The following is a 23,406-nucleotide window of genomic DNA, read 5'->3' on the forward strand; positions in this document are numbered from 1 at the left end:
AACACCGAACGCACCGCAGCCCTGACAGACTTCCTGCACACCTACAACCACCACCGCTGCCACACCGCACTCGGCGGCAAGCCACCCATCAGCCGTGTGAACAACGCTGCGGGTCAATACACCTAGGGCGTCTGGCCGGGTTCTTGTTGTGGACGACAACAAGGTCATCCGGCAGCTGATCAGGGTCAATCTCGAGCTGGAGGGCTTCGAGGTCGTGACCGCGGCCGATGGTGCCGAGTGTCTGGAAGTCGTCCATCAGGTGCGGCCCGACGTCGTCACGCTGGACGTGGTCATGCCCCGGCTGGACGGGGTGAAGACCGCCGCCCGGCTGCGTTCCGATCCGCGTACGCGGGATCTGCCCATCGCCATGGTCAGCGCCTGTACGCAGTTCGAGGTCGACGCCGGCTTCGACGCGGGGGTCGACGCCTTTCTGTCCAAGCCCTTCGAGCCCGCCGAGCTGGTCGCGCTCGTACGGCAGTTGGTCGAGCGGAAGGCTCTTGGGGGCGGGGAGCCGTTCCGTGAGGTGTTCGGTGTGGCGAGGGAGCGGGAGTCGCCCGCGCAGGCCGGGCCGCCGGGGGACAGGGTCACCGGCTGACCGGGGGACCGGGTGCGCGGGCGCGGTACTCCACGGGACTTTCCGTCCACATCCCGGGATCAGCCTCAAACTTGTTCGCGTACCCACCCCCCTCCTCCCCTACGCTTGACCCGTGACCCCCGTAGAGCTCTCCCGCACCGTGCTGCACGCGGTGCGTCGCGCCGTCGACGCGGGTGAGCTCGGTGTGACCGTCCCGGCGCGGGCCGTGGTCACTCCGCCGGGGCCCGGAGGGTGCGGCGACTACGCCACCACCATCGCCCTCCAGCTCGCCCGGCCGGCCGGGCAGCCACCCCGCCGCGTCGCCGAGGTGCTGCGGCCCTACCTCGTCGAGGCCGACGGCATCTCCGACGTCGTCCTCACCGGGCCGGGATTCCTCAACATCAGCCTCCACGGCACCGCGCCCGCCGCCCTCCTCGAGGAGATCCTCCGGCGCGGCTCCCGGTACGGGTACGCGGAGGAGTCGGACGGACGGATCGTGCAGCTGCACTGTCCGCATGACCTGCGTGCGGTCGTCGTCGCGGAAGCCGCCGCGCGCATCCTGCGCTCCCAGGGCGCTCTCGTGCGCACCACCGCCGAGGCCTTCGACCCGGAGTGGACCGCCGCCCTCGGCGTGCGCGTCGACGCGATCGGGCCGCCGGCGCCCGTGGAGCCACGCGTCACCCTCCGCCCCGTCCCCGCCCCCGGCGATCCGGACCCCCTCCGCCTCGGTCGCGACGCCGCCCGCTGGGCCCTGCTCCACCCCGCCCCCCACGACCGGCCCCGGACCGGCGACGAGCACCTCGTCCAGCGTGAGAGCAACCCCCTCTTCCGGGTGCGGTACGCCCACGCCCGCACCCGCGCCCTCTCCCGCAACGCCGCCGACCTGCGCTTCGCGGCCGCCCCCGGCCCCGTCACCGGCGTCCAGGAGCTGCTCGCCGCCCTCGCCGACCAGCCCCGCGTCCTCGCCGCCGCCGCGGCGCACCGCGCCCCCGACCGACTCGCCCGGCACCTCGTCACCGTCGCCGATGCCGCGCTGCCCTTCCTGCCCACCGTGCTGCCGCGCGGCGCGGAGAAACCCTCGGCCGCCCACCGCGCCCGGCTGGCCCTCGCCGAAGCCGTCGGGGCGGTGCTGGCCGGCGGCCTGACCCTCCTCGGCATCGACGCACCCGACCATCTCTGAGAGAGCACAAGACGCCATGAGCCGTTCCGCCCACCCCGCCGGGCCCCGTCACGCCGACGTCCTCCCCGAGGGGCACTACTCCGCGCCGCCCGCCGACCTCAACGCCCTCGACCCCAAGGTCTGGGCCCAGACCGTCGACCGGAACGCGGACGGCGTCGTCACCGTCGGCGGGATCGCCGTCACGCAGCTCGCCGAGGAGTACGGCACCCCCGCCTACGTCCTCGACGAGGCCGACTTCCGGGCCCGGGCGCGGGCCTGGCGTACCGCCTTCGGCGCCGACGCCGACGTCTTCTACGCGGGCAAGGCCTTCCTGTCGCGCGCCGTCGTGCGGTGGCTGGACGAGGAAGGGCTGAACCTGGACGTGTGCTCGGGGGGCGAGCTCGCCACCGCCCTCTCCGCCGGGATGCCCGCCGACCGCATCGCCTTCCACGGCAACAACAAGTCGCCCCAGGAGATCGAGCGCGCCGTCCGCGCCGGGGTCGGGCGGATCGTGCTCGACTCCTTCCAGGAGATCGTCCGCGTCGCCCACATCGCCGAGTCCCTCGGCAGGCGGCAGCGCGTGCAGATCCGTATCACCGTCGGGGTCGAGGCCCACACGCACGAGTTCATCGCCACCGCCCACGAGGACCAGAAGTTCGGGATTCCGCTCGCCGGCGGGCAGGCGGCGGAAGCCGTGCGGCGTGCGCTGCGGCTCGACGGCCTCGAGCTGATCGGCATCCACTCCCACATCGGGTCGCAGATCTTCGACATGTCGGGCTTCGAGGTCGCCGCCCACCGGGTCGTCGGGCTGCTGAAGGACATCCGCGACGAGCACGGCGTCGAGCTGCCCGAGATCGACCTGGGCGGCGGGCTCGGGATCGCCTACACCAGCGACGACGACCCCCGTGAGCCGCACGAGATCGCCAAGGCGCTGACCGAGATCGTCACGCGGGAGTGCGAGTCCGCGCGGCTGCGCACGCCTCGCATCTCCGTGGAGCCGGGACGTGCCATCGTCGGGCCCACCGCCTTCACACTCTACGAGGTCGGCACCGTCAAGCCGCTGGAAGGGCTGCGTACGTACGTCTCCGTCGACGGCGGCATGTCGGACAACATCCGCACCGCGCTGTACGACGCCGAGTACAGCGTCGCTCTCGTCTCGCGTGCCTCCGACGCCGAGTCCATGCTCGTGCGCGTCGTCGGCAAGCACTGCGAGAGCGGCGACATCGTGGTGCGGGACGCCTTCCTGCCGGGCGACCTGGCACCCGGCGACCTGATCGCCGTACCCGCGACCGGGGCGTACTGCCGGTCCATGGCCAGCAACTACAACCACGTCCTGCGTCCGCCCGTCGTCGCCGTACGGGACGGTCAGGCGCGGGTCATCGTCCGGCGGGAGACCGAGGAGGACCTGCTGCGCCTCGACGTCGGCTGAGGTCGAGGTCGAGGTGAGGTCGAGGTCGAGGTGAGGTCGAGGGGCGCGAGGATGAGGACGAGGCCCGGTGGCGGCCCGCTGCGGGGGCGCAAGATCTTTCGTCTTCCGCCCCTGCGAAAATGAAATAAACGTCTCACGATCCGGACGAAAGGCAGAAAATCCCGTCCGGTGCGTGAGACTGGACCAACCGTAGACGGTATGAGGAAACGAGGTCGGATGATGCGTACGCGTCCGCTGAAGGTGGCGCTGCTGGGCTGTGGAGTGGTCGGCTCAGAGGTGGCGCGCATCATGACGACGCACGCCGACGACCTCGCCGCCCGGATCGGGGCCCCCGTGGAGCTCGCGGGCGTCGCCGTACGGCGGCCCGACAAGGTGCGCGAGGGCATCGACCCCGCCCTCGTCACCACCGACGCCACCGCCCTGGTCAAACGCGGGGACATCGACGTCGTGGTCGAGGTCATCGGCGGCATCGAGCCCGCCCGGACCCTCATCACCACCGCCTTCGAGCACGGCGCCTCCGTCGTCTCCGCCAACAAGGCCCTCCTCGCCCAGGACGGCGCCGCGCTGCACGCCGCGGCGGACGCGAACGGGAAGGACCTCTACTACGAGGCCGCCGTCGCCGGTGCCATCCCGCTGATCCGGCCGCTGCGCGAGTCCCTCGCCGGCGACAAGGTCAACCGGGTGCTCGGCATCGTCAACGGGACGACGAACTTCATCCTCGACGCCATGGACACGACCGGTGCCGGGTATCAGGAGGCGCTCGACGAGGCCACCGCCCTCGGGTACGCGGAAGCCGACCCGACCGCGGACGTCGAGGGCTTCGACGCCGCCGCCAAGGCCGCCATCCTCGCCGGCATCGCCTTCCACACGCGCGTGCGCCTCGACGACGTGCACCGCGAGGGCATGACCGAGGTCACCGCCGCCGACTTCGCCTCCGCCAAGGAGATGGGCTGCACCATCAAGCTGCTCGCCATCTGCGAGCGGGCCGCGGACGGGGCGTCGGTCACCGCGCGCGTGCACCCGGCGATGATTCCGCTCAGCCACCCGCTGGCCAATGTGCGCGGCGCCTACAACGCCGTCTTCGTCGAGTCGGACGCGGCCGGACAGCTCATGTTCTACGGGCCCGGCGCCGGCGGTTCGCCGACCGCGTCCGCCGTGCTCGGCGACCTCGTCGCCGTCTGCCGCAACCGGATCGGCGGCGCGACGGGACCCGGCGAGTCCGCGTACGCCGCACTGCCCGTCTCACCGATGGGCGACGTCGTCACGCGCTACCACATCAGTCTCGACGTCGCCGACAAACCGGGCGTGCTCGCCCAGGTCGCGACCGTGTTCGCCGAGCACGGTGTCTCCATCGACACCGTCCGGCAGTCCGGCAAGGACGGCGAGGCCTCTCTCGTCGTCGTCACCCACCGTGCGTCCGACGCCGCCCTCGGCGGTACGGTCGAGGCGCTGCGCAAGCTCGACACCGTGCGGGGTGTCGCCAGCATCATGCGGGTTGAAGGAGAGTAACGAGCAATGACCCACCAGTGGCGCGGAATCATCGAGGAGTACCGGGACAGGTTGCCGGTCTCCGACAGCACGCCCGTCGTGACGCTCCGTGAGGGCGGCACGCCGCTCGTGCCCGCGCAGGTGCTCTCCGAGCGCACGGGCTGCGAGGTCCACCTCAAGGTGGAGGGTGCGAACCCGACCGGGTCCTTCAAGGACCGCGGCATGACCATGGCCATCAGCAAGGCCAAGGAGGAGGGCGCGCAGGCCGTCATCTGCGCGTCCACCGGCAACACGTCGGCCTCCGCCGCCGCGTACGGCGTGCGGGCCGGGATGGTCTCCGCCGTCCTCGTGCCGCAGGGCAAGATCGCGCTCGGCAAGATGGGCCAGGCCCTCGTGCACGGCGCGAAGATCCTGCAGGTCGACGGCAACTTCGACGACTGCCTCACGCTCGCCCGCGCGCTGAGCGACAACTACCCGGTGGCGCTGGTCAATTCGGTCAATCCGGTGCGTATAGAGGGGCAGAAGACGGCCGCCTTCGAGATCGTGGACATGCTCGGCGACGCCCCCGACATCCACGTCCTGCCGGTCGGCAACGCGGGCAACATCACCGCGTACTGGAAGGGGTACAAGGAGTACGCCGCCGACGGGGTCAGCACGAAGACGCCCCGCATGTGGGGGTTCCAGGCCTCCGGCAGTGCTCCGATCGTGCGCGGCGAGGTCGTCAAGGACCCGTCGACCATCGCCACCGCCATCCGCATCGGCAACCCCGCCTCGTGGGACTTCGCGCTCGCCGCGCGGGACGAGTCCGGCGGTGCCATCGACGAGGTGACGGACCGTGAGATCCTGCGCGCCTACCGGCTGTTGGCCTCTCAGGAGGGTGTCTTCGTCGAGCCCGCCTCCGCCGCGTCGGTGGCCGGTCTGCTGAAGGCGGCCGAGCAGGGCAAGGTCGACCCGGGGCAGAAGATCGTGTGCACCGTCACCGGCAACGGGCTGAAGGACCCGGACTGGGCCGTCGCCGGAGCCCCGCAGCCGGTCACCGTGCCGGTCGACGCGGCGACGGCGGCCGAGCGCCTCGGCCTGGTCTGAGGACCTGGTCCGAGCACCCGGTCCGAGCGCCCGATCCGGCGCCCGGTCTCAGCGCCTCGTCCGGAACGCGCCCAGCGTAAGAGGGCGTAAGCGACGCCCGGCCGGGAAAGTCACTGAACGGGGGGTGCACAGGGGGCTTACGACACGCATCGTGCGCCTCCTGTGCGCCCTATGTCGCCACAGAACCTTCCTTCGATAGGCTGTACCGAACCCGCCCGCCGCATATGCCGCGGTGCCGCGCCGTCTCCGCGGTCGGGAACGCGGCCGGCAGCGGTCGGCCGTTGGGCAGGCAGCGGCGAGCCCAAGGGTTCCGTACGTCATCGGATGTCATTCGACAGTCAAGTCACGCAGCTCAAGGAGAGTCATCAAGCGATGGCCGGTCCAGCGTTCCGCGCCGCCGCCGTCAGGGTGCGCGTCCCCGCCACCAGCGCCAACCTCGGCCCGGGCTTCGACGCCCTCGGCCTCGCGCTGGGGTTGTACGACGACGTGGTCGTCCGGGTGGCCGACTCCGGGCTGCACATCGACATCGCGGGGGAGGGCAGCGAGACGCTGCCCCGCGACGAGAAGCACCTGCTCGTACGCTCCCTGCGCACCGCCTTCGACCTCCTCGGCGGACAGCCGCGCGGCCTGGAGATCGTCTGCGCCAACCGCATCCCGCACGGCCGCGGGCTCGGCTCCTCCTCCGCCGCCATCTGCGCCGGCATCCTCGCCGCGCGCGCGGTGACCATAGGCGGCGAGGCCCGCCTCGACGAGGCCGCGCTGCTCGACCTCGCCACCGAGATCGAGGGCCACCCCGACAACGTGGCGGCCTGTCTGCTGGGCGGCTTCACCCTGTCCTGGATGGAGGCCGGTGCCGCCCGGGCGATCAGGATGGAGCCCGCCGATTCCATCGTTCCGGTGGTTTTCGTGCCCGGAAAGCCGGTACTGACCCAGACCGCGCGCGGCCTCCTCCCGCGCACCGTCCCGCACGTCGACGCCGCCGCCAACGCCGGCCGGGCCGCGCTGCTCGTCGAGGCCCTGACCAGGCGCCCCGAGCTGCTGCTGCCGGCCACCGAGGACCGTCTGCACCAGGAGTACCGCGCGCCGGCCATGCCGGAGAGCGCGACGCTGGTGGAGCGGCTGCGCGCCGACGGGGTCCCCGCGGTGATCTCCGGCGCGGGGCCCACGGTGATGGCACTGGCCGACGCCGACACGGCCGACAAGGTCGAGGCGCTGGCCGGCACGGACTGGGCGGCCAACCGGCTGAGCCTGGACCAGCACGGTGCGAGCGTGCTGCCTCTGGCGACCGCCAGTGACATTTAGACGCGGGCGGTTGCCGGATTTCGAGAGGGGGAATGTTTGTTGGATCCGGTAGTGTTAATCTCAAGTCTGCACCCGACCCCACCATGGCGAGGTGCCTCGTGTCCCCGTCCGGGACAGACATTCTTCCGGGAGCTCCCCAAGCCGCATTGTGTGCTGGATGCCGTACGTGATCAGTACGGCCTACACGGACACTGAGCGGTCCACCGGGCACGCTCCGGAACCGGTGCGACCAGGCCGCGTGACACAGACACTGGGTGCCGCGGTCAGGGGAAGCGCCATCACCAGATATCTCTTCCGCCGTTCAGGCGGACCACCGCCCCGGCACGGTTCGCACAGCAAGGACCGAAGCCGGACAGCACAACCGGTCGCCGAGCCAGACAGGCCGACGTCCGCTCCAGGGAAGGACCCTTCGTGAGCGACACCACCGATCTGATGGGCGCACGTGTCGAGGAGACCGCTGCCGCGCCCGCCACGGACGCCTCCGCGCCTGCCACCGGTGCCGGCTCCCGGCGGCGCCGTGGTACCGGCCTCGAGGGCATGGTGCTGGCCGAGCTGCAGCAGGTCGCATCCGGCCTCGGCATCAGGGGCACCGCGCGTATGCGCAAGAGCCAGCTGATCGAGGTCATCAAGGAGGCGCAGGCCGCGGGGGGCGCCCCCGCCAAGGCCGCGCCCGCCGCCGCGGACGCCGCCGGTGAGACCAAGCCCAAGCGCCGCAGCACCTCCCGGGCCCGTACGGGCGACGAGGCCCCCGCCGAGAAGGCGGAGAAGGCCGCGAAGGCCGACAAGAAGGCCGACAAGGCCACCGCCCAGCAGCAGATCGAGATCCCCGGCCAGCCGTCCGCCAAGGTCTCCCCCTCGGCCGACCAGGCCGGTGCTCCCGGTGAGGACGCCCCCTCCGAGCGCCGTCGTCGCCGGGCCACCGCCGACGCGGGCAGCCCGTCCGGCGCCACGGAGACGGTGGCCGTCGAGACCCGCGGCGAGCCGAAGACCGAGTCGTCGGCGGCGTCGGCGCAGCAGGGCCAGGGCGACGCCCGCTCCGACGGCGAGGGTGGCGAGGGCCGCCGTCGCGACCGCCGTGACCGCGGCGACCGCGACCGTGACCGCGGTGACCGTGACCGCGGCGACCGCGGACGTGACCGCGACCGCCGGGGCAAGGGCGACGACCAGGGCCAGGGCGGCGGTCAGCAGCGCCAGCAGCAGGGCGGCGGACGCCAGGACCGTCAGCAGCAGGACGACGGCTACGACGACGAGGCCGGTGGCCGCCGGGGCCGCCGCGGTCGCTACCGTGACCGCCGGGGCCGTCGCGGGCGCGACGAGATCCAGGAGCCGCAGATCAACGAGGACGACGTCCTCATCCCGGTCGCCGGCATCCTCGACATCCTCGACAACTACGCGTTCATCCGGACCTCCGGCTACCTGCCCGGCCCCAACGACGTGTACGTCTCCCTCGCCCAGGTCCGCAAGAACGGCCTGCGCAAGGGCGACCACGTCACCGGTGCCGTGCGCCAGCCCAAGGAGGGCGAGCGCCGCGAGAAGTTCAACGCCCTGGTGCGTCTGGACTCCGTCAACGGCATGGCGCCCGAACACGGCCGCGGACGGCCGGAGTTCAACAAGCTGACGCCGCTGTACCCGCAGGACCGCCTCCGTCTGGAGACGGACCCCGGCGTCCTCACCACCCGCATCATCGACCTCGTCGCGCCCATCGGTAAGGGTCAGCGCGGTCTGATCGTGGCCCCGCCGAAGACCGGCAAGACCATGATCATGCAGGCGATCGCCAACGCGATCACGCACAACAACCCCGAGTGCCACCTGATGGTCGTCCTGGTCGACGAGCGTCCGGAAGAGGTCACCGACATGCAGCGGTCGGTGAAGGGCGAGGTCATCTCCTCGACCTTCGACCGCCCGGCCGAGGACCACACCACGGTCGCCGAGCTGGCCATCGAGCGCGCCAAGCGCCTGGTGGAGCTGGGTCACGACGTGGTCGTCCTGCTCGACTCGATCACGCGTCTGGGCCGTGCGTACAACCTCGCCGCCCCGGCCTCCGGCCGCATCCTGTCCGGTGGTGTCGACTCGACCGCCCTGTACCCGCCGAAGCGCTTCTTCGGTGCGGCCCGCAACATCGAGGACGGCGGCTCGCTGACCATCCTCGCCACCGCCCTGGTGGACACCGGGTCCCGCATGGACGAGGTCATCTTCGAGGAGTTCAAGGGCACCGGCAACGCGGAGCTCAAGCTTGACCGGAAGCTCGCCGACAAGCGCATCTTCCCGGCGGTGGACGTCGACGCGTCCGGCACCCGCAAGGAGGAGATCCTGCTCGGCAGCGAGGAGCTCGCCGTGACCTGGAAGCTGCGCCGGGTGCTGCACGCCCTCGACCAGCAGCAGGCGATCGAGCTGCTCCTCGACAAGATGAAGCAGACCAAGTCGAACGTCGAGTTCCTGATGCAGATCCAGAAGACGACCCCGACGCCCGGCAACGGCGACTGAGCCGCTGCCGGCCCGCGCCGGCGCCGTCAGAAGGCAGAAGTCCCGCTTCGTCACGCAGGTGACGGGGCGGGACTTCTGCCTTGTAAGATCAGCGCACCGCAGTGGGGGGGAACGTATTTTCGGATACGCCCACGGGGCGATCAGCGCTGCCTTCACGGCCCGTGTCCGCCGGCTCTTCTCTCCTGCCTGCCTCTACAGCGACAGGAGACCTGAGTGACATCTACTCCGCGAAGAGCCCACCTGGCGCTTCCCGCGGCTGCCGCCGCACTCGCCCTGTCGGGCGCGGTCCTCGCGGCCGCCCCCGCCCAGGCGTCCGGCGAAACCCCCGTCCCGCCCCGGCCGGCCGTCACCGAGCCGCCCGCGGCCTCCCAGGCCGAGCTGCTGCAGCGGATCCAGCGTGCGGAGGCCGCGCTCGAGGGCGACACCGCCGCCGCTCCCGGGGCACAGCCCGAGGCCACCCCGAGCGCCGCGGCCCCGTCCCGCACCGTCGACCCGAAGATCATCGGCGGTAGGGACGCGAGCCTCGCCGAGGCGCCCTGGATGGTGCAGCTGCACTACTCCGACGACAAGGGCACCAAGGACACCTCCGACGACGAGGGTTACTTCTGCGGCGGCACCCTGGTGGCCCCCGCGAAGGTCCTGACCGCCGCGCACTGCGTGTACGGCCTGGACTGGAAGGCGAACGGCGTCGTCCTCGCCGGCACGGCCCAGCTGCCGGACGGCGGCGACCTGCACGGTGGCCGGGTCGCCGGAGTGTGGCGCCAGTGGGTCAACCCCACGTACAAGCCGAGGGCGATCGCGGGCGGCGACCTCGCGGTGCTGACGCTGACCGAGGCACTGCCGTACAAAACGCTGCAGCCGGCGACGAGCAGCGACACCGCCTCGTACGCGAACGGCACCCCGGCGACGGTGTACGGCTGGGGGCGCACCAGCTCCACCAGCCAGGACATCTCGCCGACGCTGAGGAAGGCGACCGTGCCGATGCGGTCGGACTCCGCCTGCACCGCGTACTGGGGCTCCGACTTCGTGGCCGGTCAGATGGCCTGCGCCGGCAACCCGGCCTCCGGCCAGGACGCCGGCACGGTCTCCCCGTGCAACGGCGACTCCGGCGGCCCGCTCGTGGTCAACGGCCGGATCGCCGGCGTGGTGTCCTGGGGCGTCACGGACTGCGTCGCCTCCGGCGCCCTGGGCGTCTACGCCAAGACCCGCTCCTACGCCGGCGAGGTCAACGCGCGCATCGACGATGCCGACCTCGACTTCGACGGCCAGGCGGACCTCTTCGTCCGCACGCTCCGCGGCGAGGCCTTCGAGTACCACTCCCTCGGGAACCGGTGGCCCCACCTGGCCGACCGCCTTGCGCGCGGCGACTGGAGCGGGCGGAGCCTGGTGCGTCAGGCCGACCTGAACCGCGACTTCGACCAGGACTACCTGTACCGCACCCCGGACGGTGTTCTGCACTTCGCTGTCAACGGGGACGACCGCGAGCCGATCCGCGTCGGCGACGGCTGGAACGTGATGAAGGACATCCGCGTTCCCGGCGACCTCTCCGGTGACGCCCTGCCCGACCTGGTCGCCCAGGACAAGGACGGCGTCCTGTGGCTCTACCCCGGCCAGGGCAACGGGCTGTTCGACACCCCTGTCCGGATCGGCGGCGGCTGGGCCGCGTACACGATCACCGGCAAGGGCGACTACGACCGCGACGGCAAGCCCGACCTGCTGGCGCGGGACGGCTCCGGCGTCCTGTGGCTGTACCCCGGCACGGGGAAGGCCTCCCCGGCGTTCGGCGCCCGGATCAGGGTCGGCGGCGGCTGGGAGGTGTACAACGCCTTCGCCACCGCCGGTGACATCACCGGCGACGGCAGGTCCGACCTGCTGGCCAGGGACATCTCCGGCGTGCTGTGGCTGTACAAGGGCACCGGCACGGGCTCGGCGCCGTTCGCCGCCCGGGTCAGGATCGGCAGCGGCTGGAGGGCCTTCGACATCCTCGGCTGACCCCGGCGGCCCCGCCGCGGGCCGTGATCAGGGCCGCCCCCGTCCGGGGGCGGCCCTTCTCGCGTTCTTCACGTTGCGACCTTCGCCACACGGGCCGGTCCCGCGGCCGGCCCCGAGCGCCGGGGAGGGTGATCGCGGATCCCCAGGTCAGCGACGCGGTTCGGCACCCGCCCAGCACGCTCCGTGACCGTCGGCCCACCCGGTCGGCACAGACCGTTGTGCAACCCTGTCCCGAGTTCCGCCGTCTCACCCACGGAGGGACGATGGTGAGGTACCGGCGGAAACCCGTCGGAGCCGACCACCCCGACCCTGAGCGCAGGGGGTAACCGACCGGACGAACACCGAGGAGCACATGTCCGCCGAGAGCACGCCGGATCCCGTCATACCCGGCCCCGGGGAGCCCCGTCCGCCCGGCCCCCGTCACCGGGGCAGGGGGCGTCGACGCAAGCCCCGCGCCAAGGGGCGCAGGGCGCTGCTGGTGACGGCCTGGACCGCCGCGGGCGTCGTGGTCCTCGGCGGCACCGGCGCCGGGGTCCTGTACCTCAAGCTCAACGGCAACCTCGAGAGCGTCGACATCGACCAGGCCCTCGGCACCGACCGGCCCGAGAAGGCCGACAACGGCTCCCAGAACATCCTGGTCCTCGGCTCGGACAGCCGCTCCGGCGGCAACGGGAAGCTCGGCGGCGGCACCGACGACGGCACCGCACGCTCCGACACGGCGATGATCGTGCACGTCCACGAGGGCCACAAGAAGGCCGACGTGGTCTCCGTCCCCCGCGACACCCTCATCGACCGCCCCGAGTGCACCGACACCGACGGCGCCGAGCACCCCGCCGCCGACGGCGTGATGTTCAACTCCGCCTACTCCACCGGCGGCGCCGCCTGCGCGGTGAAGACCGTCGAGTCGATCAGCGGGCTGCGCATGGACCACTACCTGGAGGTCGACTTCAGCGGCTTCCAGAACCTCATCGACGACCTCGGCGGTGTCGCGGTCACCACCACCGAGGACATCAAGGACCCCGACAGCCACCTCGACCTCCCCGCCGGCACCCACCGGCTCGACGGCGAGCAGGCCCTCGGCCTGGTCCGCACCCGGCACGGCGTCGGCGACGGCTCCGACCTCGGCCGCATCCAGCTCCAGCAGGCGTTCGTCAAGGCCCTGGTCGACCAGGTCAAGGACATCGGCCTGCTCGGCAACCCCAAGAAGCTCTACGACATCGCCGACACCGCCACCAGGACGGTGACCACCGACTCCGACCTGGGCTCGGTGAACTCCCTGATGTCCTTCGCGACCGGTCTGAAGGGCATCGGCCCGGGCAACATGCACATGGTCACCATGCCGGTCGTCTACGACCCCGCGAACGCCAACCGGGTCCTGCTGGAGAAGGCCAAGGCCGATCAGGTGTGGACGGCCCTGAAGAACGACGGGCCCATCCCGGAGAGTGCCACCGAGGGAACGGCCACCGGTGAGGCCAAGGACGTCGTGAACGCCGCTCAGGGCCTGCCCGACTGACCCTGGGGGCGCGGGGCTGTGACAGGTGCGGCTCCGCCGCGCGGGCGCGGGCGGCCCCCACCGGCCCGCGGGGAATAGACGGCCCTCGCCCCCGGTTTTGGGGGATGGCGCCAGTCCTGGCAGACTGGACCGTCGGCCCCGGTTCACGCCCCCGCATCCCGCGGCGGCGACCCGGCGCCCTCCCGAACCTAGGAGACACCTTGAAGCGCGACATCCACCCCGAGTACGTCGAGACCCAGGTCAGCTGCACCTGTGGCGCGTCGTTCACGACCCGCAGCACCATCGACAGCGGCACCATCCGCGCCGAGGTCTGCTCCGAGTGCCACCCGTTCTACACGGGCAAGCAGAAGATCCTCGACACCGGTGGCCGCGTGGCCCGCTTCGAGGCCCGCTTCGGCAAGGCTGCCGCCGGCTCCAAGAAGTAGCGAGCCACCGATCGCCGGTCCACGGCCGCGCCCCCAGCCGGGGGAGCGCCGGGACCGGCGTTTTTGGTCGCCCGCCTTCCCCTTCCCCAGCAGTAGCAGGAGCCCAAGATGTTCGAGGCCGTCGAGGAACTCGTCGCCGAGCACGCCGACCTGGAGACCAGGCTCGCCGACCCGTCGGTCCACTCCGACCAGGCCAACGCGCGCAAGCTGAACAAGCGGTACGCCGAGCTGACCCCGATCGTCGCCACGTACCGCTCCTGGAAGCAGACGGGCGACGACATCGAGACCGCGCGCGAGCTGGCCGCGGACGACCCGGACTTCGCCGCCGAGGTCAAGGTGCTGGACAAGCAGCGCGACGAGCTCACCGAGAAGCTCCGCCTGCTGCTCGTCCCGCGCGACCCCAGCGACGACAAGGACGTCATCCTGGAGATCAAGGCGGGCGCGGGCGGCGACGAGTCGGCGCTCTTCGCCGGCGACCTGCTGCGCATGTACCTGCGCTACGCCGAGCGGGTCGGCTGGAAGACCGAGATCATCGACTCCACCGAGTCCGAGCTCGGCGGCTACAAGGACGTCCAGGTCGCCGTGAAGACCAAGGGCGGCCAGGGCGCCACCGAGCCGGGACAGGGCGTCTGGGCGCGGCTGAAGTACGAGGGCGGGGTGCACCGCGTGCAGCGGGTGCCCGCGACCGAGTCCCAGGGCCGCATCCACACCTCCGCGGCCGGCGTGCTCGTCACGCCCGAGGCCGAGGAGATCGACGTCGAGATCAACCCCAACGACCTGCGCATCGACGTCTACCGGTCCTCCGGCCCCGGCGGCCAGTCCGTCAACACGACCGACTCCGCCGTGCGCATCACGCACCTCCCCACCGGAGTCGTCGCCTCCTGCCAGAACGAGAAGAGCCAGCTGCAGAACAAGGAGCAGGCGATGCGTATCCTGCGCTCCAGGCTGCTCGCGGCGGCGCAGGAGGAGGCGGAGAAGGAGGCCGCGGACGCCCGGCGCAGCCAGGTCCGCACCGTGGACCGCTCCGAGAAGATCCGTACGTACAACTTCCCGGAGAACCGCATCTCGGACCACCGCGTCGGCTTCAAGGCGTACAACCTGGACCAGGTCCTGGACGGTGACCTCGACTCGGTGATCCAGGCCTGCGTCGACGCGGACTCGGCGGCCAAGCTGGCCGCCGCGTAAGCACCGCCGCACCACCCGCACCGGACCCCAGCTCAGCCCCGGAGGACCAGCGTGAACCTGCTGCTCGCGGAGGTGGCCCAGGCCACCCAGCGGCTGGCCGACGCCGGCGTGCCCTCGCCGCGCACCGACGCGGAGGAGCTCGCCGCGTACCTGCACGGCGTCAAGCGGGGCGAGCTGCACACCGTGCCCGACGCGGACTTCGACGCCCGGTACTGGGAGGTCGTCGCCCGCCGGGAGGCGCGCGAGCCGCTCCAGCACATCACCGGCCGCGCCTACTTCCGCTACCTGGAGCTCCAGGTCGGCCCCGGCGTGTTCGTGCCCCGCCCCGAGACCGAGTCCGTCGTCGGCTGGGCCATAGACGCCGTGCGCGCCATGGACGTCGTCGAGCCGTGCATCGTGGACCTGTGCACCGGCTCGGGCGCCATCGCGCTCGCGCTCGCCCAGGAGGTGCCGCGCTCGCGCGTGTACGCCGTGGAGCTGTCCGAGGACGCCCTGGTGTGGACGCGGAAGAACATGGAGGGATCCAGGGTCGAACTGCGTCAGGGCGACGCCCTGACGGCCTTCCCGGACCTCGACGGACAGGTCGACCTGGTGGTCTCCAACCCGCCGTACATCCCGCTCACCGAGTGGGAGTACGTCGCCCCCGAGGCCCGCGACCACGATCCCCAGATGGCCCTGTTCTCCGGTGAGGACGGCCTCGACCTCATCCGCGGCCTGGAACGCACCGCGCACCGGCTGCTGCGCCCCGGCGGGGTCGTCGTCATCGAGCACGCCGACACCCAGGGCGGCCAGGTGCCGTGGATCTTCACCGAGGAGCGGGGCTGGGCCGACGCGGCCGACCACCCCGACCTCAACAACCGCCCCCGGTTCGCGACCGCCCGCAAGGCGCTGCCGTGAGCACCGCCCCGACTTCAACCCCGCAGTACGTGTACGAGGAGGCCCGCTAAATGGCTCGGCGATACGACACCAACGACGCGACCGACCGTGTGACCGGTCTGCGCGAGGCCGCCTCCGCCGTGCGCCGTGGCGAGCTCGTGGTGCTGCCGACGGACACCGTGTACGGCATCGGCGCCGACGCCTTCACCGGGGAGGCCGTCGCCGACCTGCTGGACGCCAAGGGCCGTGGCCGCAACATGCCCACGCCCGTCCTCATCGGCTCCCCGAACACCCTGCACGGCCTGGTCACCGACTTCTCCGAGCAGGCCTGGGAGCTGGTCGACGCCTTCTGGCCGGGCGCGCTGACGCTGGTCGCCAAGCACCAGCCGTCCCTGCAGTGGGACCTCGGCGACACCCGCGGCACGGTCGCCGTCCGCATGCCGCTGCACCCCGTCGCCATCGAGCTGCTCACCGAGGTCGGCCCCATGGCCGTCTCCTCCGCCAACCTGACCGGCCACCCGGCGCCGGAGGACTGCGACGCCGCCCAGCAGATGCTCGGCGACTCCGTCTCCGTCTACCTCGACGGCGGCCCCACCCCCGGCAACGTCCCGTCGTCCATCGTCGACGTCACGCGCGAGGTGCCCGTGCTGCTGCGCGCGGGCGCGTTGTCGGCCGAGGAACTGCGCAAGGTGGTACCCGACCTCGAGGTGGCGAATTGACGGCCCCTGAGACGGGGCGTGGCATAGGCAGCGAGGAACGCGCCGCGGAGATCACGACGACGTTCGGCTTTCCGCGCGACAGCTTCCGCATCCTCCACGTCAGCACCGGCAACGTCTGCCGCTCGCCCATCACCGAGCGGCTGACCCGGCATTTCGTGACGGAGCGGCTCGGCGTCCTGGGCGGCGGCCTCATCGTGGAGAGCGCCGGCACCTGGGGTCACGAGGGCGCGCCGATGGAGGCGAACGCCGAGACGGTCCTCGCGGAGTTCGGCGCGGACACGGCCGGCTTCACCGGGCGCGAGCTCCTCGACGAGCACGTCATCCGCGCCGACCTGGTCCTGACGGCGACCCGGGACCACCGCGCCCAGGTCATCTCCATGGGCCACTCGGCGGGCCTGCGCACCTTCACCCTCAAGGAGTTCACCCGCCTGGTGAACGCGATCGACCCCGCGACGCTGCCGTCCCTGGACGAGGGCGTGGTCGCGCGGGCGCGTGCGCTGGTGCGTGCGGCGGCGGCTCTACGCGGGTGGCTGCTGGCGCCCACGGCGGAGGCGGACGAGGTGTACGACCCGTACGGCGCGCCGCTGACGTTCTTCCGGTCGATCGGGGACGAGATACACCAGGCGCTGGATCCGGTGGTGACCGCGCTCACGGGGGTCGCGGCGCGGACGTAGGCGCGCCGCCGCGGGCACCCGTCCCGCCGGCCCGCGGTGCCGGGCGCCCTCCGGGCGGGCGTCGGCCGGACGCAGCAACGCCGGGCGCCCCGCGGCCCCCGGGCCTACATTGGTCGTACGTCACCGTCGACGCACGCCCGGAGCGCACCATGTCGGTCACCCACGCCCTCGCGGCCGATGACAGGGGTCTCGATGTACTGCTGCGGCAGGACCCCGAGCTGGCCGAGATCCTGCTCGCCGAGCGCCGACGGCAGTCGACGACGCTCCAGCTGATCGCCGCCGAGAACTTCACGTCGCCGGCCGTGCTGGCCGCGCTCGGCTCCCCGCTCGCCAACAAGTACGCCGAGGGCTACCCGGGCGCCCGGCACCACGGCGGGTGCGAGATCGTCGACGTCGCCGAGCGGCTCGCCGTGGAGCGGGCCCGGGCGCTGTTCGGCGCCGAGCACGCGAACGTCCAGTCGCACTCCGGCTCCTCCGCCGTGCTGGCCGCCTACGCCGCGCTGCTGTGGCCCGGCGACACCGTCCTCGCGCTCGGCCTGCCCCACGGCGGTCACCTCACCCACGGCTCACCCGCCAACTTCTCCGGCCGCTGGTTCCACTTCGTCGGCTACGGCGTGGACGCGGAGACCGGGCTCGTCGACTACGACCAGGTGCGCACCCTGGCCCGTACGCACCGGCCCAAGGCGATCGTCTGCGGCTCGATCGCCTACCCCCGCCACCTCGACTACGCCTACTTCCGCGAGGTCGCCGACGAGGTCGGCGCCTACCTCATCGCGGACGCCGCCCACCCGATGGGGCTGGTCGCGGGGGGAGCGGCGCCCAGCCCGGTGCCGTACGCGGACATCGTCTGCGCCACCACGCACAAGGTGCTGCGCGGCCCCCGCGGCGGCATGATCCTGTGCGGGAGCGAACTGGCCGAGCGGGTCGACCGGGCCGTCTTCCCGTTCACACAGGGCGGCGCCCAGATGCACACCATCGCCGCCAAGGCGGTCGCCTTCGGCGAGGCGGCGGCCCCGGCCTTCTCCGCGTACGCCCACCAGGTCGTCGCCAACGCCCGGACGCTGGCCGCCCAGTTGGCCGCCGAGGGCATGGCCGTCACCACCGGTGGCACCGACACCCACCTGCTCACCGTCGACCCCGCCCCGCTGGGCGTCGACGGCAGGACCGCACGGGGCCGGCTCACGGCGGCCGGGATCGTCCTGGACTGCTGCGCGCTGCCGCACGGCGACTCCCGCGGACTGCGCCTGGGCACGGCGGCCCTCACCACCCAGGGCATGGGGGAGCGGGAGATGCGGGCGGTGGGCACGCTGCTCGCGGCGGTGCTCAGGGGGGAGGCGGACACCGCCGCGGCGCGGGCCGACGTACGGGATCTGGTGAGGGAATTCCCACCGTATCCGGGCTGAGGCGGGGGAGGGGCACACGCGTGCACAGCCACACGTGCAACCATCGTCGCTACCCGGAAGTCCCCAACCATATGCGCGCATCGCTAGGCTGTGGGGCTGGGAATGGCCAGCGAGACCTGTGGGGAAGCCCGTGCGTGAATACCTGCTGACGCTCTGCATCACGGCCGCGGTGACGTATCTGCTGACAGGGCCGGTACGGAAGTTCGCGATCGTGGCGGGGGCGATGCCGGAGATCCGGGCACGTGACGTGCACCGGGAGCCCACTCCGCGGCTCGGCGGGATCGCGATGTTCTTCGGGCTGTGCGCGGGTCTGCTGGTCGCCGACCACCTCACCAACCTCAGTGAGGTCTTCGAGAAGTCCAACGAACCGCGGGCCCTGCTCTCCGGGGCCGCCCTGATCTGGCTGATCGGCGTCCTGGACGACAAGTTCGAGATCGACGCCCTGATCAAGCTCGGCGGACAGATGATCGCCGCCGGCGTGATGGTGGTGCAGGGCCTGACCATCCTGTGGATCCCCGTCCCGGGCGTTGGCAACGTGGCGCTGACCCAGTGGCAGGGCACCCTGCTGACGGTGGCGCTGGTCGTCATCACCATCAACGCGGTCAACTTCGTGGACGGCCTCGACGGGCTAGCGGCCGGCACGGTGTGCATCGCGGCGGCGGCGTTCTTCATGTACGCCTACCGGATCTGGTACTCGTACGGCATCGAGGCCGCCGCGCCCGCCTCGCTGTTCGCCGCCATCCTCATGGGCATGTGCCTGGGCTTCCTCCCGCACAACATGCACCCCGCCCGCATCTTCATGGGCGACTCCGGCTCGATGCTGATCGGCCTGGTGCTGGCGGCCGGCGCGATCTCCGTGACCGGGCAGGTCGACCCGGACGCGATGCGGCTGTTCTCCGGTTCGGAGCGCAACACCGTGCACCAGATGGTGCCCGTCTACATCCCGCTGCTGATGCCGCTGACCATCATCGCCATCCCGGCCGCCGACCTGATCCTGGCCATCGTGCGGCGCACCTGGCGCGGGCAGTCGCCGTTCGCCGCGGACCGGGGGCACCTGCACCACCGGCTGCTGGAGATCGGGCACTCGCACAGCCGCGCGGTGCTGATCATGTACTTCTTCTCGGCGCTGATCGCCTTCGGCGCGCTCGCCTTCTCGGTGAACGCCGCCTCCATGTGGATCGTCCTGGGCGTCGTCTTCCTCAGCGCGATCGGCCTGGTCCTGCTCCTGCTGCCGCGCTTCAAGCCGCGCGCCCCGCGCTGGGCGGAGCGGTTCGTGCCGCCCCGCTACCGGCGTCGCCGGGCCGCGTCCGCGGCAGCCGCCGCCGCGGAGGAGGGCGGGTCCGGGCCCGCGGAGGTCACGACCGAGCCCGACGACCGCGTTCCGGTCGCCGTGGGCGTCTCGGGCGTCAACGGAGCCACCGCCATCGGCCCCCGTTCGCGCGCAAGGTAAGAATCTGACGAGAGCATTGCCAACTCGTGGGGGAATAAAGTGCCCCATTACCAGACAAATGGGTGCGGTAATTGCACAGACGCGCACTGTCACACTCATGTGTGACAGCAAGCACACCCACAGGTAAAGACCTCATCAAATAGTTTGTGATACGGTTCACGAGAACCCCCGGGTAGAGCCTGAAGGCCGCAGTGCGACGGTCTCTTGGGCGTGAGGACTCCGTTCGGCCCGGGACTACGCTCGTCCATGACGACACCCTGCCCCCTGTGAAAAGCGGAGTTGCCGCCATGCCGTCCAATGACGTCCGGATCCTGCTTCAGGCTGCCGTGCCCACGGCTGCCGTCGGCGCTGTTGCCGCCGTCGTCAGCGCCGTGGTCGTCGGCGGCAAGGGGGCGGTCGGAGCCGTCGTCGCGACCGTGGTGGCGATGCTCTTCATGGGGATCGGTCTCTACGTCCTGCAGCGCATCGCCAAATCGCTTCCGCACCTCTTCCAGGCGATGGGCCTGATGCTCTACGTGGCACAGATCCTGCTGCTGTTCGTCTTCCTCACCGCGTTCAAGAACACGACGTTGTTCAACCCCCGGTCCTTCGCGATCACCTTGGTCGTCGTCACGCTCACGTGGATCGCCGCGCAGACGCGGGCGCACATGAAGGCCAAGATTCTCTACGTCGAGCCCGAGTCGTCGAGCGAGAAGCCCAAGAAGACGGGCCGCTCGTTGTGAGGGGTAGGGCCGGGATAAAGAGGCATGTGAAGTCCTGCTATCGTCCGGTGCCAACTGCGGCATCGCGGGCGCGGGCATCCGAGCTGACGCCTGCTCCATCGCGAGGCGAGATGCCCCACAGCCGCCCCCACATCCGTAACACCAGTCCCGTGCCGAACAGCGGCCCCGCGCCGCGCCGACACAACGAGGTTGCCGTACCTATGCGTCACGCCGAAGGAGCCCGCGGTGAGTGCTGACCAGACCCAGCTCGCCTTTGACTGGAGCTGTCGGATCATGTCCGACAACGGGTGTGGCTTTCCGGCTCCGGGCCTGCACTCGTTCCTCTTCAAGCCGATCGCCACTGTGGGTGGGTTCGAGTTCAACAAGGTGATGCTGCTCGCGCTCATCACCACTGCCCTCGTCATCACCTTCTTCTACGCGGCCTTCGGCAAGGCGAAGGTGGTGCCGGGCAAGCTGCAGATGGTCGGGGAGGCGGGTTACGACTTCGTCCGCCGCGGCATCGTGTACGAGACCCTCGGGAAGAAGGAGGGCGAGAAGTACGTCCCCTTCATGGTTTCGCTGTTCTTCTTCATCTGGATCATGAACATCTGGTCCGTGATCCCGCTGGCCCAGTTCCCGGTCTCGTCGATCATCGCGTACCCCATGGTGCTCGCGGTGATCGTCTGGCTGATCTGGGTGTCGCTGACCTTCAAGCGGCACGGTTTCGTCGGCTTCTTCAAGAACGTCACCGGCTACGACAAGTCGCTGGGTGCGGTACTGCCGCTGGTCATGATCATCGAGTTCTTCTCGAACCTGCTGGTCCGGCCCTTCACTCACGCCGTGCGGCTCTTCGCCAACATGTTCGCCGGTCACCTGATGCTGGTGATGTTCACCGTCGCCTCCTGGTACCTGATGAACAGCTGGATGATTCCGGCGGCCGGTGTCTCCTTCGTCATGACCATGGTCATGATCCTGTTCGAACTTTTCGTGCAGGCCGTCCAGGCATACGTCTTCGTGCTGCTGGCCTGCTCGTACATCCAGGGCGCGCTCGCCGAGCACCACTGAGCGACACTCAGCCCCGCACCCCCATGAACGTCCGGTGGCCAACCCCCGCCGGTCCTTGAAAGAGAAGGAAGATTCAGCATGGCTGCCCTTGAGACCCTCGCCGCCGTCGAAGGCAACATCGGTTCCATCGGCTACGGCCTCGCCGCCATCGGTCCCGGCGTCGGCGTCGGCATCATCTTCGGTAACGGCACCCAGGCGCTCGCCCGCCAGCCCGAGGCCGCCGGCCTGATCCGTGCCAACCAGATCCTCGGCTTCGCCTTCTGTGAGGCGCTTGCCCTCATCGGCATCGTCATGCCGTTCGTCTACGGATGATCGGACCTTGACGAGCCAACCTTTCAACGAAAGGCACTGATGTGATCGCCAACCTGGTACAGCTGGCGGCCGAGGAGGAGCAGAACCCGCTCATTCCTCCGGGTCCCGAGCTGCTCGTCGGCACCATCGCCTTCGCCATCGTCTTCTTCGTCTTCTGGAAGAAGCTGCTTCCGAACATCAACAAGGTTCTGGAAGAGCGTCGCGAAGCCATCGAGGGCGGTATCGAGAAGGCCGAGGCCGCGCAGACCGAGGCCCAGAGCGTCCTTGAGCAGTACAAGGCTCAGCTCGCCGAGGCCCGGCACGAGGCCGCGCGCCTGCGCCAGGAGGCGCAGGAGCAGGGCGCCACGCTCATCGCCGAGATGCGCGCGGAAGGCCAGCGGCAGCGTGAGGAGATCATCGCCGCCGGTCACGCCCAGATCCAGGCCGACCGCAAGGCCGCCGCGTCCGCGCTGCGCCAGGACGTCGGCAAGCTGGCCACCGACCTGGCCGGCAAGCTCGTCGGCGAGTCCCTCGAGGACCACGCCCGCCAGAGCCGCGTCATCGACCGCTTCCTGGACGAGCTGGACGACAAGGCGACGAAGGCAGAGGCGACCCGATGAACGGAGCGAGCCGCGAGGCCCTGGCCGCCGCACGCGAGCGTCTCGACGCGCTGACGGACTCCACGTCCGTGGACGCCGGCTCGCTCGCCGACGAGCTGGCCGCCGTCACCGCGCTGCTCCACCGCGAGGTGTCGCTGCGTCGGGTCCTGACCGACCCGGCGCAGGCCGGCGAGGCCAAGGCCGAGCTCGCCCAGCGTCTCCTCGGCACCCAGATCAGCGGCCCCGCCGCCGACCTGGTGTCCGGCATGGTGCGTTCCCGCTGGTCGCAGTCCCGCGACCTGGTGGACGCGCTGGAGGAGCTGGCGAGCACCGCCGACCTCACCGCCGCGCAGAAGCAGGGCCGGCTCGACAACGTCGAGGACGAGCTGTTCCGGTTCGGCCGGATCGTCTCCTCGAACACCGAGCTGCGCGCCGCGCTGACCAACCGTTCGGCCACCACCGCGGCCAAGGGCGAGCTGCTGCGCAGCCTGCTCGGCGGCCGGGCGGAGCGGACCACCGAGCGTCTGGTGACGCGCCTTGTCACCGCGCCGCGGGGACGTAGCCTGGAGTCGGGACTCGAATCCCTGTCCAAGCTCGCCGCCGACCGGCGGGACCGGATGGTCGCCGTCGTCACCTCGGCGGTGCCGCTGAGCGACACGCAGAAGCAGCGCCTCGGCGCGGCCCTCGCGAAGGTCTACGGCCGTCCGATGCACCTCAACCTCGATGTGGACCCCGAGGTCCTCGGCGGGATCCGGGTGCAGATCGGCGACGAGGTCATCAACGGCTCCATCGCGGACCGCCTGGAGGACGCCGGCCGCCGACTGGCGAGCTGACGCTCCCGCGCGACAACAGCACCACAAGCAGTAGCAGTACGTACTTACGACGGCCCTGGTTGGGCCGTGCAGAGGATTCACCTCTTATTGGGGGGAGTCCCGACTCGTGGAATACCCCCCAAGTGAAACTTCGGGCCCAACAAGGAGAGCAGGGAACT

The 23,406-nt window shown here is 71.1% G+C and carries 21 protein-coding genes and 1 pseudogene; all 22 read left to right on the forward strand.

Going from position 1 to position 23,406, the window contains the following annotated elements; all coding sequences use genetic code 11:
* Positions 1–126: pseudogene (locus tag RM812_RS26090) on the forward strand (IS481 family transposase); the annotation flags it as partial.
* Positions 127–148: 22 nt separating this feature from the next.
* Entirely contained in the window at positions 149–595 is a 447-nt protein-coding gene (locus RM812_RS26095) for a response regulator (RefSeq protein ID WP_311576687.1), read from the forward strand.
* Positions 596–707: 112 nt separating this feature from the next.
* Positions 708–1,754, forward strand: coding sequence for an ArgS-related anticodon-binding protein NrtL (nrtL, locus tag RM812_RS26100; protein ID WP_311576690.1), 1,047 nt, complete (start codon positions 708–710; stop codon positions 1,752–1,754).
* Between the two features lie 16 nt (positions 1,755–1,770).
* The gene (gene lysA, locus RM812_RS26105) at positions 1,771–3,162 is read left to right on the forward strand and encodes a diaminopimelate decarboxylase (RefSeq protein ID WP_311576693.1); all 1,392 of its coding nucleotides are present in this window, start codon (positions 1,771–1,773) and stop codon (positions 3,160–3,162) included.
* Between the two features lie 216 nt (positions 3,163–3,378).
* Positions 3,379–4,671, forward strand: a complete 1,293-nt coding sequence (locus RM812_RS26110) for a homoserine dehydrogenase (RefSeq protein WP_311576696.1) — start codon at positions 3,379–3,381, stop codon at positions 4,669–4,671.
* Positions 4,672–4,677: 6 nt separating this feature from the next.
* On the forward strand, positions 4,678–5,736 hold the full coding sequence (thrC, locus tag RM812_RS26115; protein WP_311576699.1) for a threonine synthase: 1,059 nt from the start codon (positions 4,678–4,680) through the stop codon (positions 5,734–5,736).
* 372 nt (positions 5,737–6,108) lie between these two features.
* Positions 6,109–7,038, forward strand: coding sequence for a homoserine kinase (gene thrB / locus RM812_RS26120; RefSeq protein ID WP_311576702.1), 930 nt, complete (start codon positions 6,109–6,111; stop codon positions 7,036–7,038).
* Positions 7,039–7,449: 411 nt separating this feature from the next.
* A complete protein-coding gene (gene rho, locus RM812_RS26125) occupies positions 7,450–9,522 on the forward strand; it encodes a transcription termination factor Rho (protein WP_311576705.1) in 2,073 nt (690 codons plus the stop codon).
* 213 nt (positions 9,523–9,735) lie between these two features.
* The gene (locus tag RM812_RS26130) at positions 9,736–11,514 is read left to right on the forward strand and encodes a trypsin-like serine protease (RefSeq protein ID WP_311576708.1); all 1,779 of its coding nucleotides are present in this window, start codon (positions 9,736–9,738) and stop codon (positions 11,512–11,514) included.
* Between the two features lie 352 nt (positions 11,515–11,866).
* Positions 11,867–13,027, forward strand: a complete 1,161-nt coding sequence (locus RM812_RS26135; RefSeq protein WP_311576711.1) for an LCP family protein — start codon at positions 11,867–11,869, stop codon at positions 13,025–13,027.
* 200 nt (positions 13,028–13,227) lie between these two features.
* Positions 13,228–13,452 (forward strand): 50S ribosomal protein L31, encoded by a 225-nt coding sequence (rpmE, locus tag RM812_RS26140; RefSeq protein WP_018571447.1) that lies wholly within the window; start codon positions 13,228–13,230, stop codon positions 13,450–13,452.
* A 108-nt stretch (positions 13,453–13,560) separates the two neighbouring features.
* Complete coding sequence (gene prfA, locus RM812_RS26145; RefSeq protein ID WP_311576722.1) at positions 13,561–14,637, forward strand: peptide chain release factor 1; 1,077 nt, start codon at positions 13,561–13,563, stop codon at positions 14,635–14,637.
* A 51-nt stretch (positions 14,638–14,688) separates the two neighbouring features.
* Positions 14,689–15,534: a peptide chain release factor N(5)-glutamine methyltransferase gene (gene prmC / locus RM812_RS26150; protein WP_311576724.1), complete on the forward strand. Its 846-nt coding sequence runs from the start codon at positions 14,689–14,691 to the stop codon at positions 15,532–15,534.
* Positions 15,535–15,584: 50 nt separating this feature from the next.
* A complete protein-coding gene (locus RM812_RS26155; RefSeq protein ID WP_311576727.1) occupies positions 15,585–16,232 on the forward strand; it encodes an L-threonylcarbamoyladenylate synthase in 648 nt (215 codons plus the stop codon).
* Positions 16,229–16,906 (forward strand): arsenate reductase/protein-tyrosine-phosphatase family protein, encoded by a 678-nt coding sequence (locus tag RM812_RS26160; RefSeq protein ID WP_311576730.1) that lies wholly within the window; start codon positions 16,229–16,231, stop codon positions 16,904–16,906. The genes RM812_RS26155 and RM812_RS26160 overlap by 4 nt, the downstream gene beginning before the upstream one ends.
* A 149-nt stretch (positions 16,907–17,055) precedes the next feature.
* The gene (locus RM812_RS26165) at positions 17,056–18,309 is read left to right on the forward strand and encodes a serine hydroxymethyltransferase (protein WP_311576733.1); all 1,254 of its coding nucleotides are present in this window, start codon (positions 17,056–17,058) and stop codon (positions 18,307–18,309) included.
* Between the two features lie 130 nt (positions 18,310–18,439).
* Positions 18,440–19,759 carry an MraY family glycosyltransferase gene (locus tag RM812_RS26170; RefSeq protein ID WP_311576736.1) on the forward strand — a complete coding sequence of 440 codons (1,320 nt, stop codon included), beginning with the start codon at positions 18,440–18,442 and terminating at the stop codon, positions 19,757–19,759.
* A gap of 287 nt (positions 19,760–20,046) precedes the next feature.
* Positions 20,047–20,481: a hypothetical protein gene (locus tag RM812_RS26175; RefSeq protein WP_311576739.1), complete on the forward strand. Its 435-nt coding sequence runs from the start codon at positions 20,047–20,049 to the stop codon at positions 20,479–20,481.
* A gap of 273 nt (positions 20,482–20,754) precedes the next feature.
* Positions 20,755–21,525: a F0F1 ATP synthase subunit A gene (gene atpB / locus RM812_RS26180; protein WP_311576970.1), complete on the forward strand. Its 771-nt coding sequence runs from the start codon at positions 20,755–20,757 to the stop codon at positions 21,523–21,525.
* A 78-nt stretch (positions 21,526–21,603) separates the two neighbouring features.
* Positions 21,604–21,837, forward strand: coding sequence for an ATP synthase F0 subunit C (gene atpE, locus RM812_RS26185; protein WP_031485821.1), 234 nt, complete (start codon positions 21,604–21,606; stop codon positions 21,835–21,837).
* A gap of 41 nt (positions 21,838–21,878) precedes the next feature.
* A complete protein-coding gene (locus RM812_RS26190; RefSeq protein WP_311576747.1) occupies positions 21,879–22,436 on the forward strand; it encodes a F0F1 ATP synthase subunit B in 558 nt (185 codons plus the stop codon).
* Positions 22,433–23,248: a F0F1 ATP synthase subunit delta gene (locus RM812_RS26195; RefSeq protein WP_311576750.1), complete on the forward strand. Its 816-nt coding sequence runs from the start codon at positions 22,433–22,435 to the stop codon at positions 23,246–23,248. The genes RM812_RS26190 and RM812_RS26195 overlap by 4 nt, the downstream gene beginning before the upstream one ends.
* Positions 23,249–23,406 lie beyond the last annotated feature (158 nt).

It is taken from the genome of Streptomyces lancefieldiae (assembly GCF_031845825.1).
GTDB lineage: Bacteria > Actinomycetota > Actinomycetes > Streptomycetales > Streptomycetaceae > Streptomyces > Streptomyces lancefieldiae.

Bases quoted from the DNA above. Each gene is read 5' to 3' on its own strand.
- lysA (WP_311576693.1), top strand. From the start codon at position 1,771: ATGAGCCGTTCCGCCCACCCCGCCGGGCCCCGTCACGCCGACGTCCTC.
- RM812_RS26110 (WP_311576696.1), top strand. From the start codon at position 3,379: ATGATGCGTACGCGTCCGCTGAAGGTGGCGCTGCTGGGCTGTGGAGTG.
- thrC (WP_311576699.1), top strand. From the start codon at position 4,678: ATGACCCACCAGTGGCGCGGAATCATCGAGGAGTACCGGGACAGGTTG.
- thrB (WP_311576702.1), top strand. From the start codon at position 6,109: ATGGCCGGTCCAGCGTTCCGCGCCGCCGCCGTCAGGGTGCGCGTCCCC.
- RM812_RS26135 (WP_311576711.1), top strand. From the start codon at position 11,867: ATGTCCGCCGAGAGCACGCCGGATCCCGTCATACCCGGCCCCGGGGAG.
- prfA (WP_311576722.1), top strand. From the start codon at position 13,561: ATGTTCGAGGCCGTCGAGGAACTCGTCGCCGAGCACGCCGACCTGGAG.
- RM812_RS26155 (WP_311576727.1), top strand. From the start codon at position 15,585: ATGGCTCGGCGATACGACACCAACGACGCGACCGACCGTGTGACCGGT.
- RM812_RS26165 (WP_311576733.1), top strand. From the start codon at position 17,056: ATGTCGGTCACCCACGCCCTCGCGGCCGATGACAGGGGTCTCGATGTA.
- RM812_RS26175 (WP_311576739.1), top strand. From the start codon at position 20,047: ATGCCGTCCAATGACGTCCGGATCCTGCTTCAGGCTGCCGTGCCCACG.
- atpB (WP_311576970.1), top strand. From the start codon at position 20,755: ATGTCCGACAACGGGTGTGGCTTTCCGGCTCCGGGCCTGCACTCGTTC.
- atpE (WP_031485821.1), top strand. From the start codon at position 21,604: ATGGCTGCCCTTGAGACCCTCGCCGCCGTCGAAGGCAACATCGGTTCC.
- RM812_RS26195 (WP_311576750.1), top strand. From the start codon at position 22,433: ATGAACGGAGCGAGCCGCGAGGCCCTGGCCGCCGCACGCGAGCGTCTC.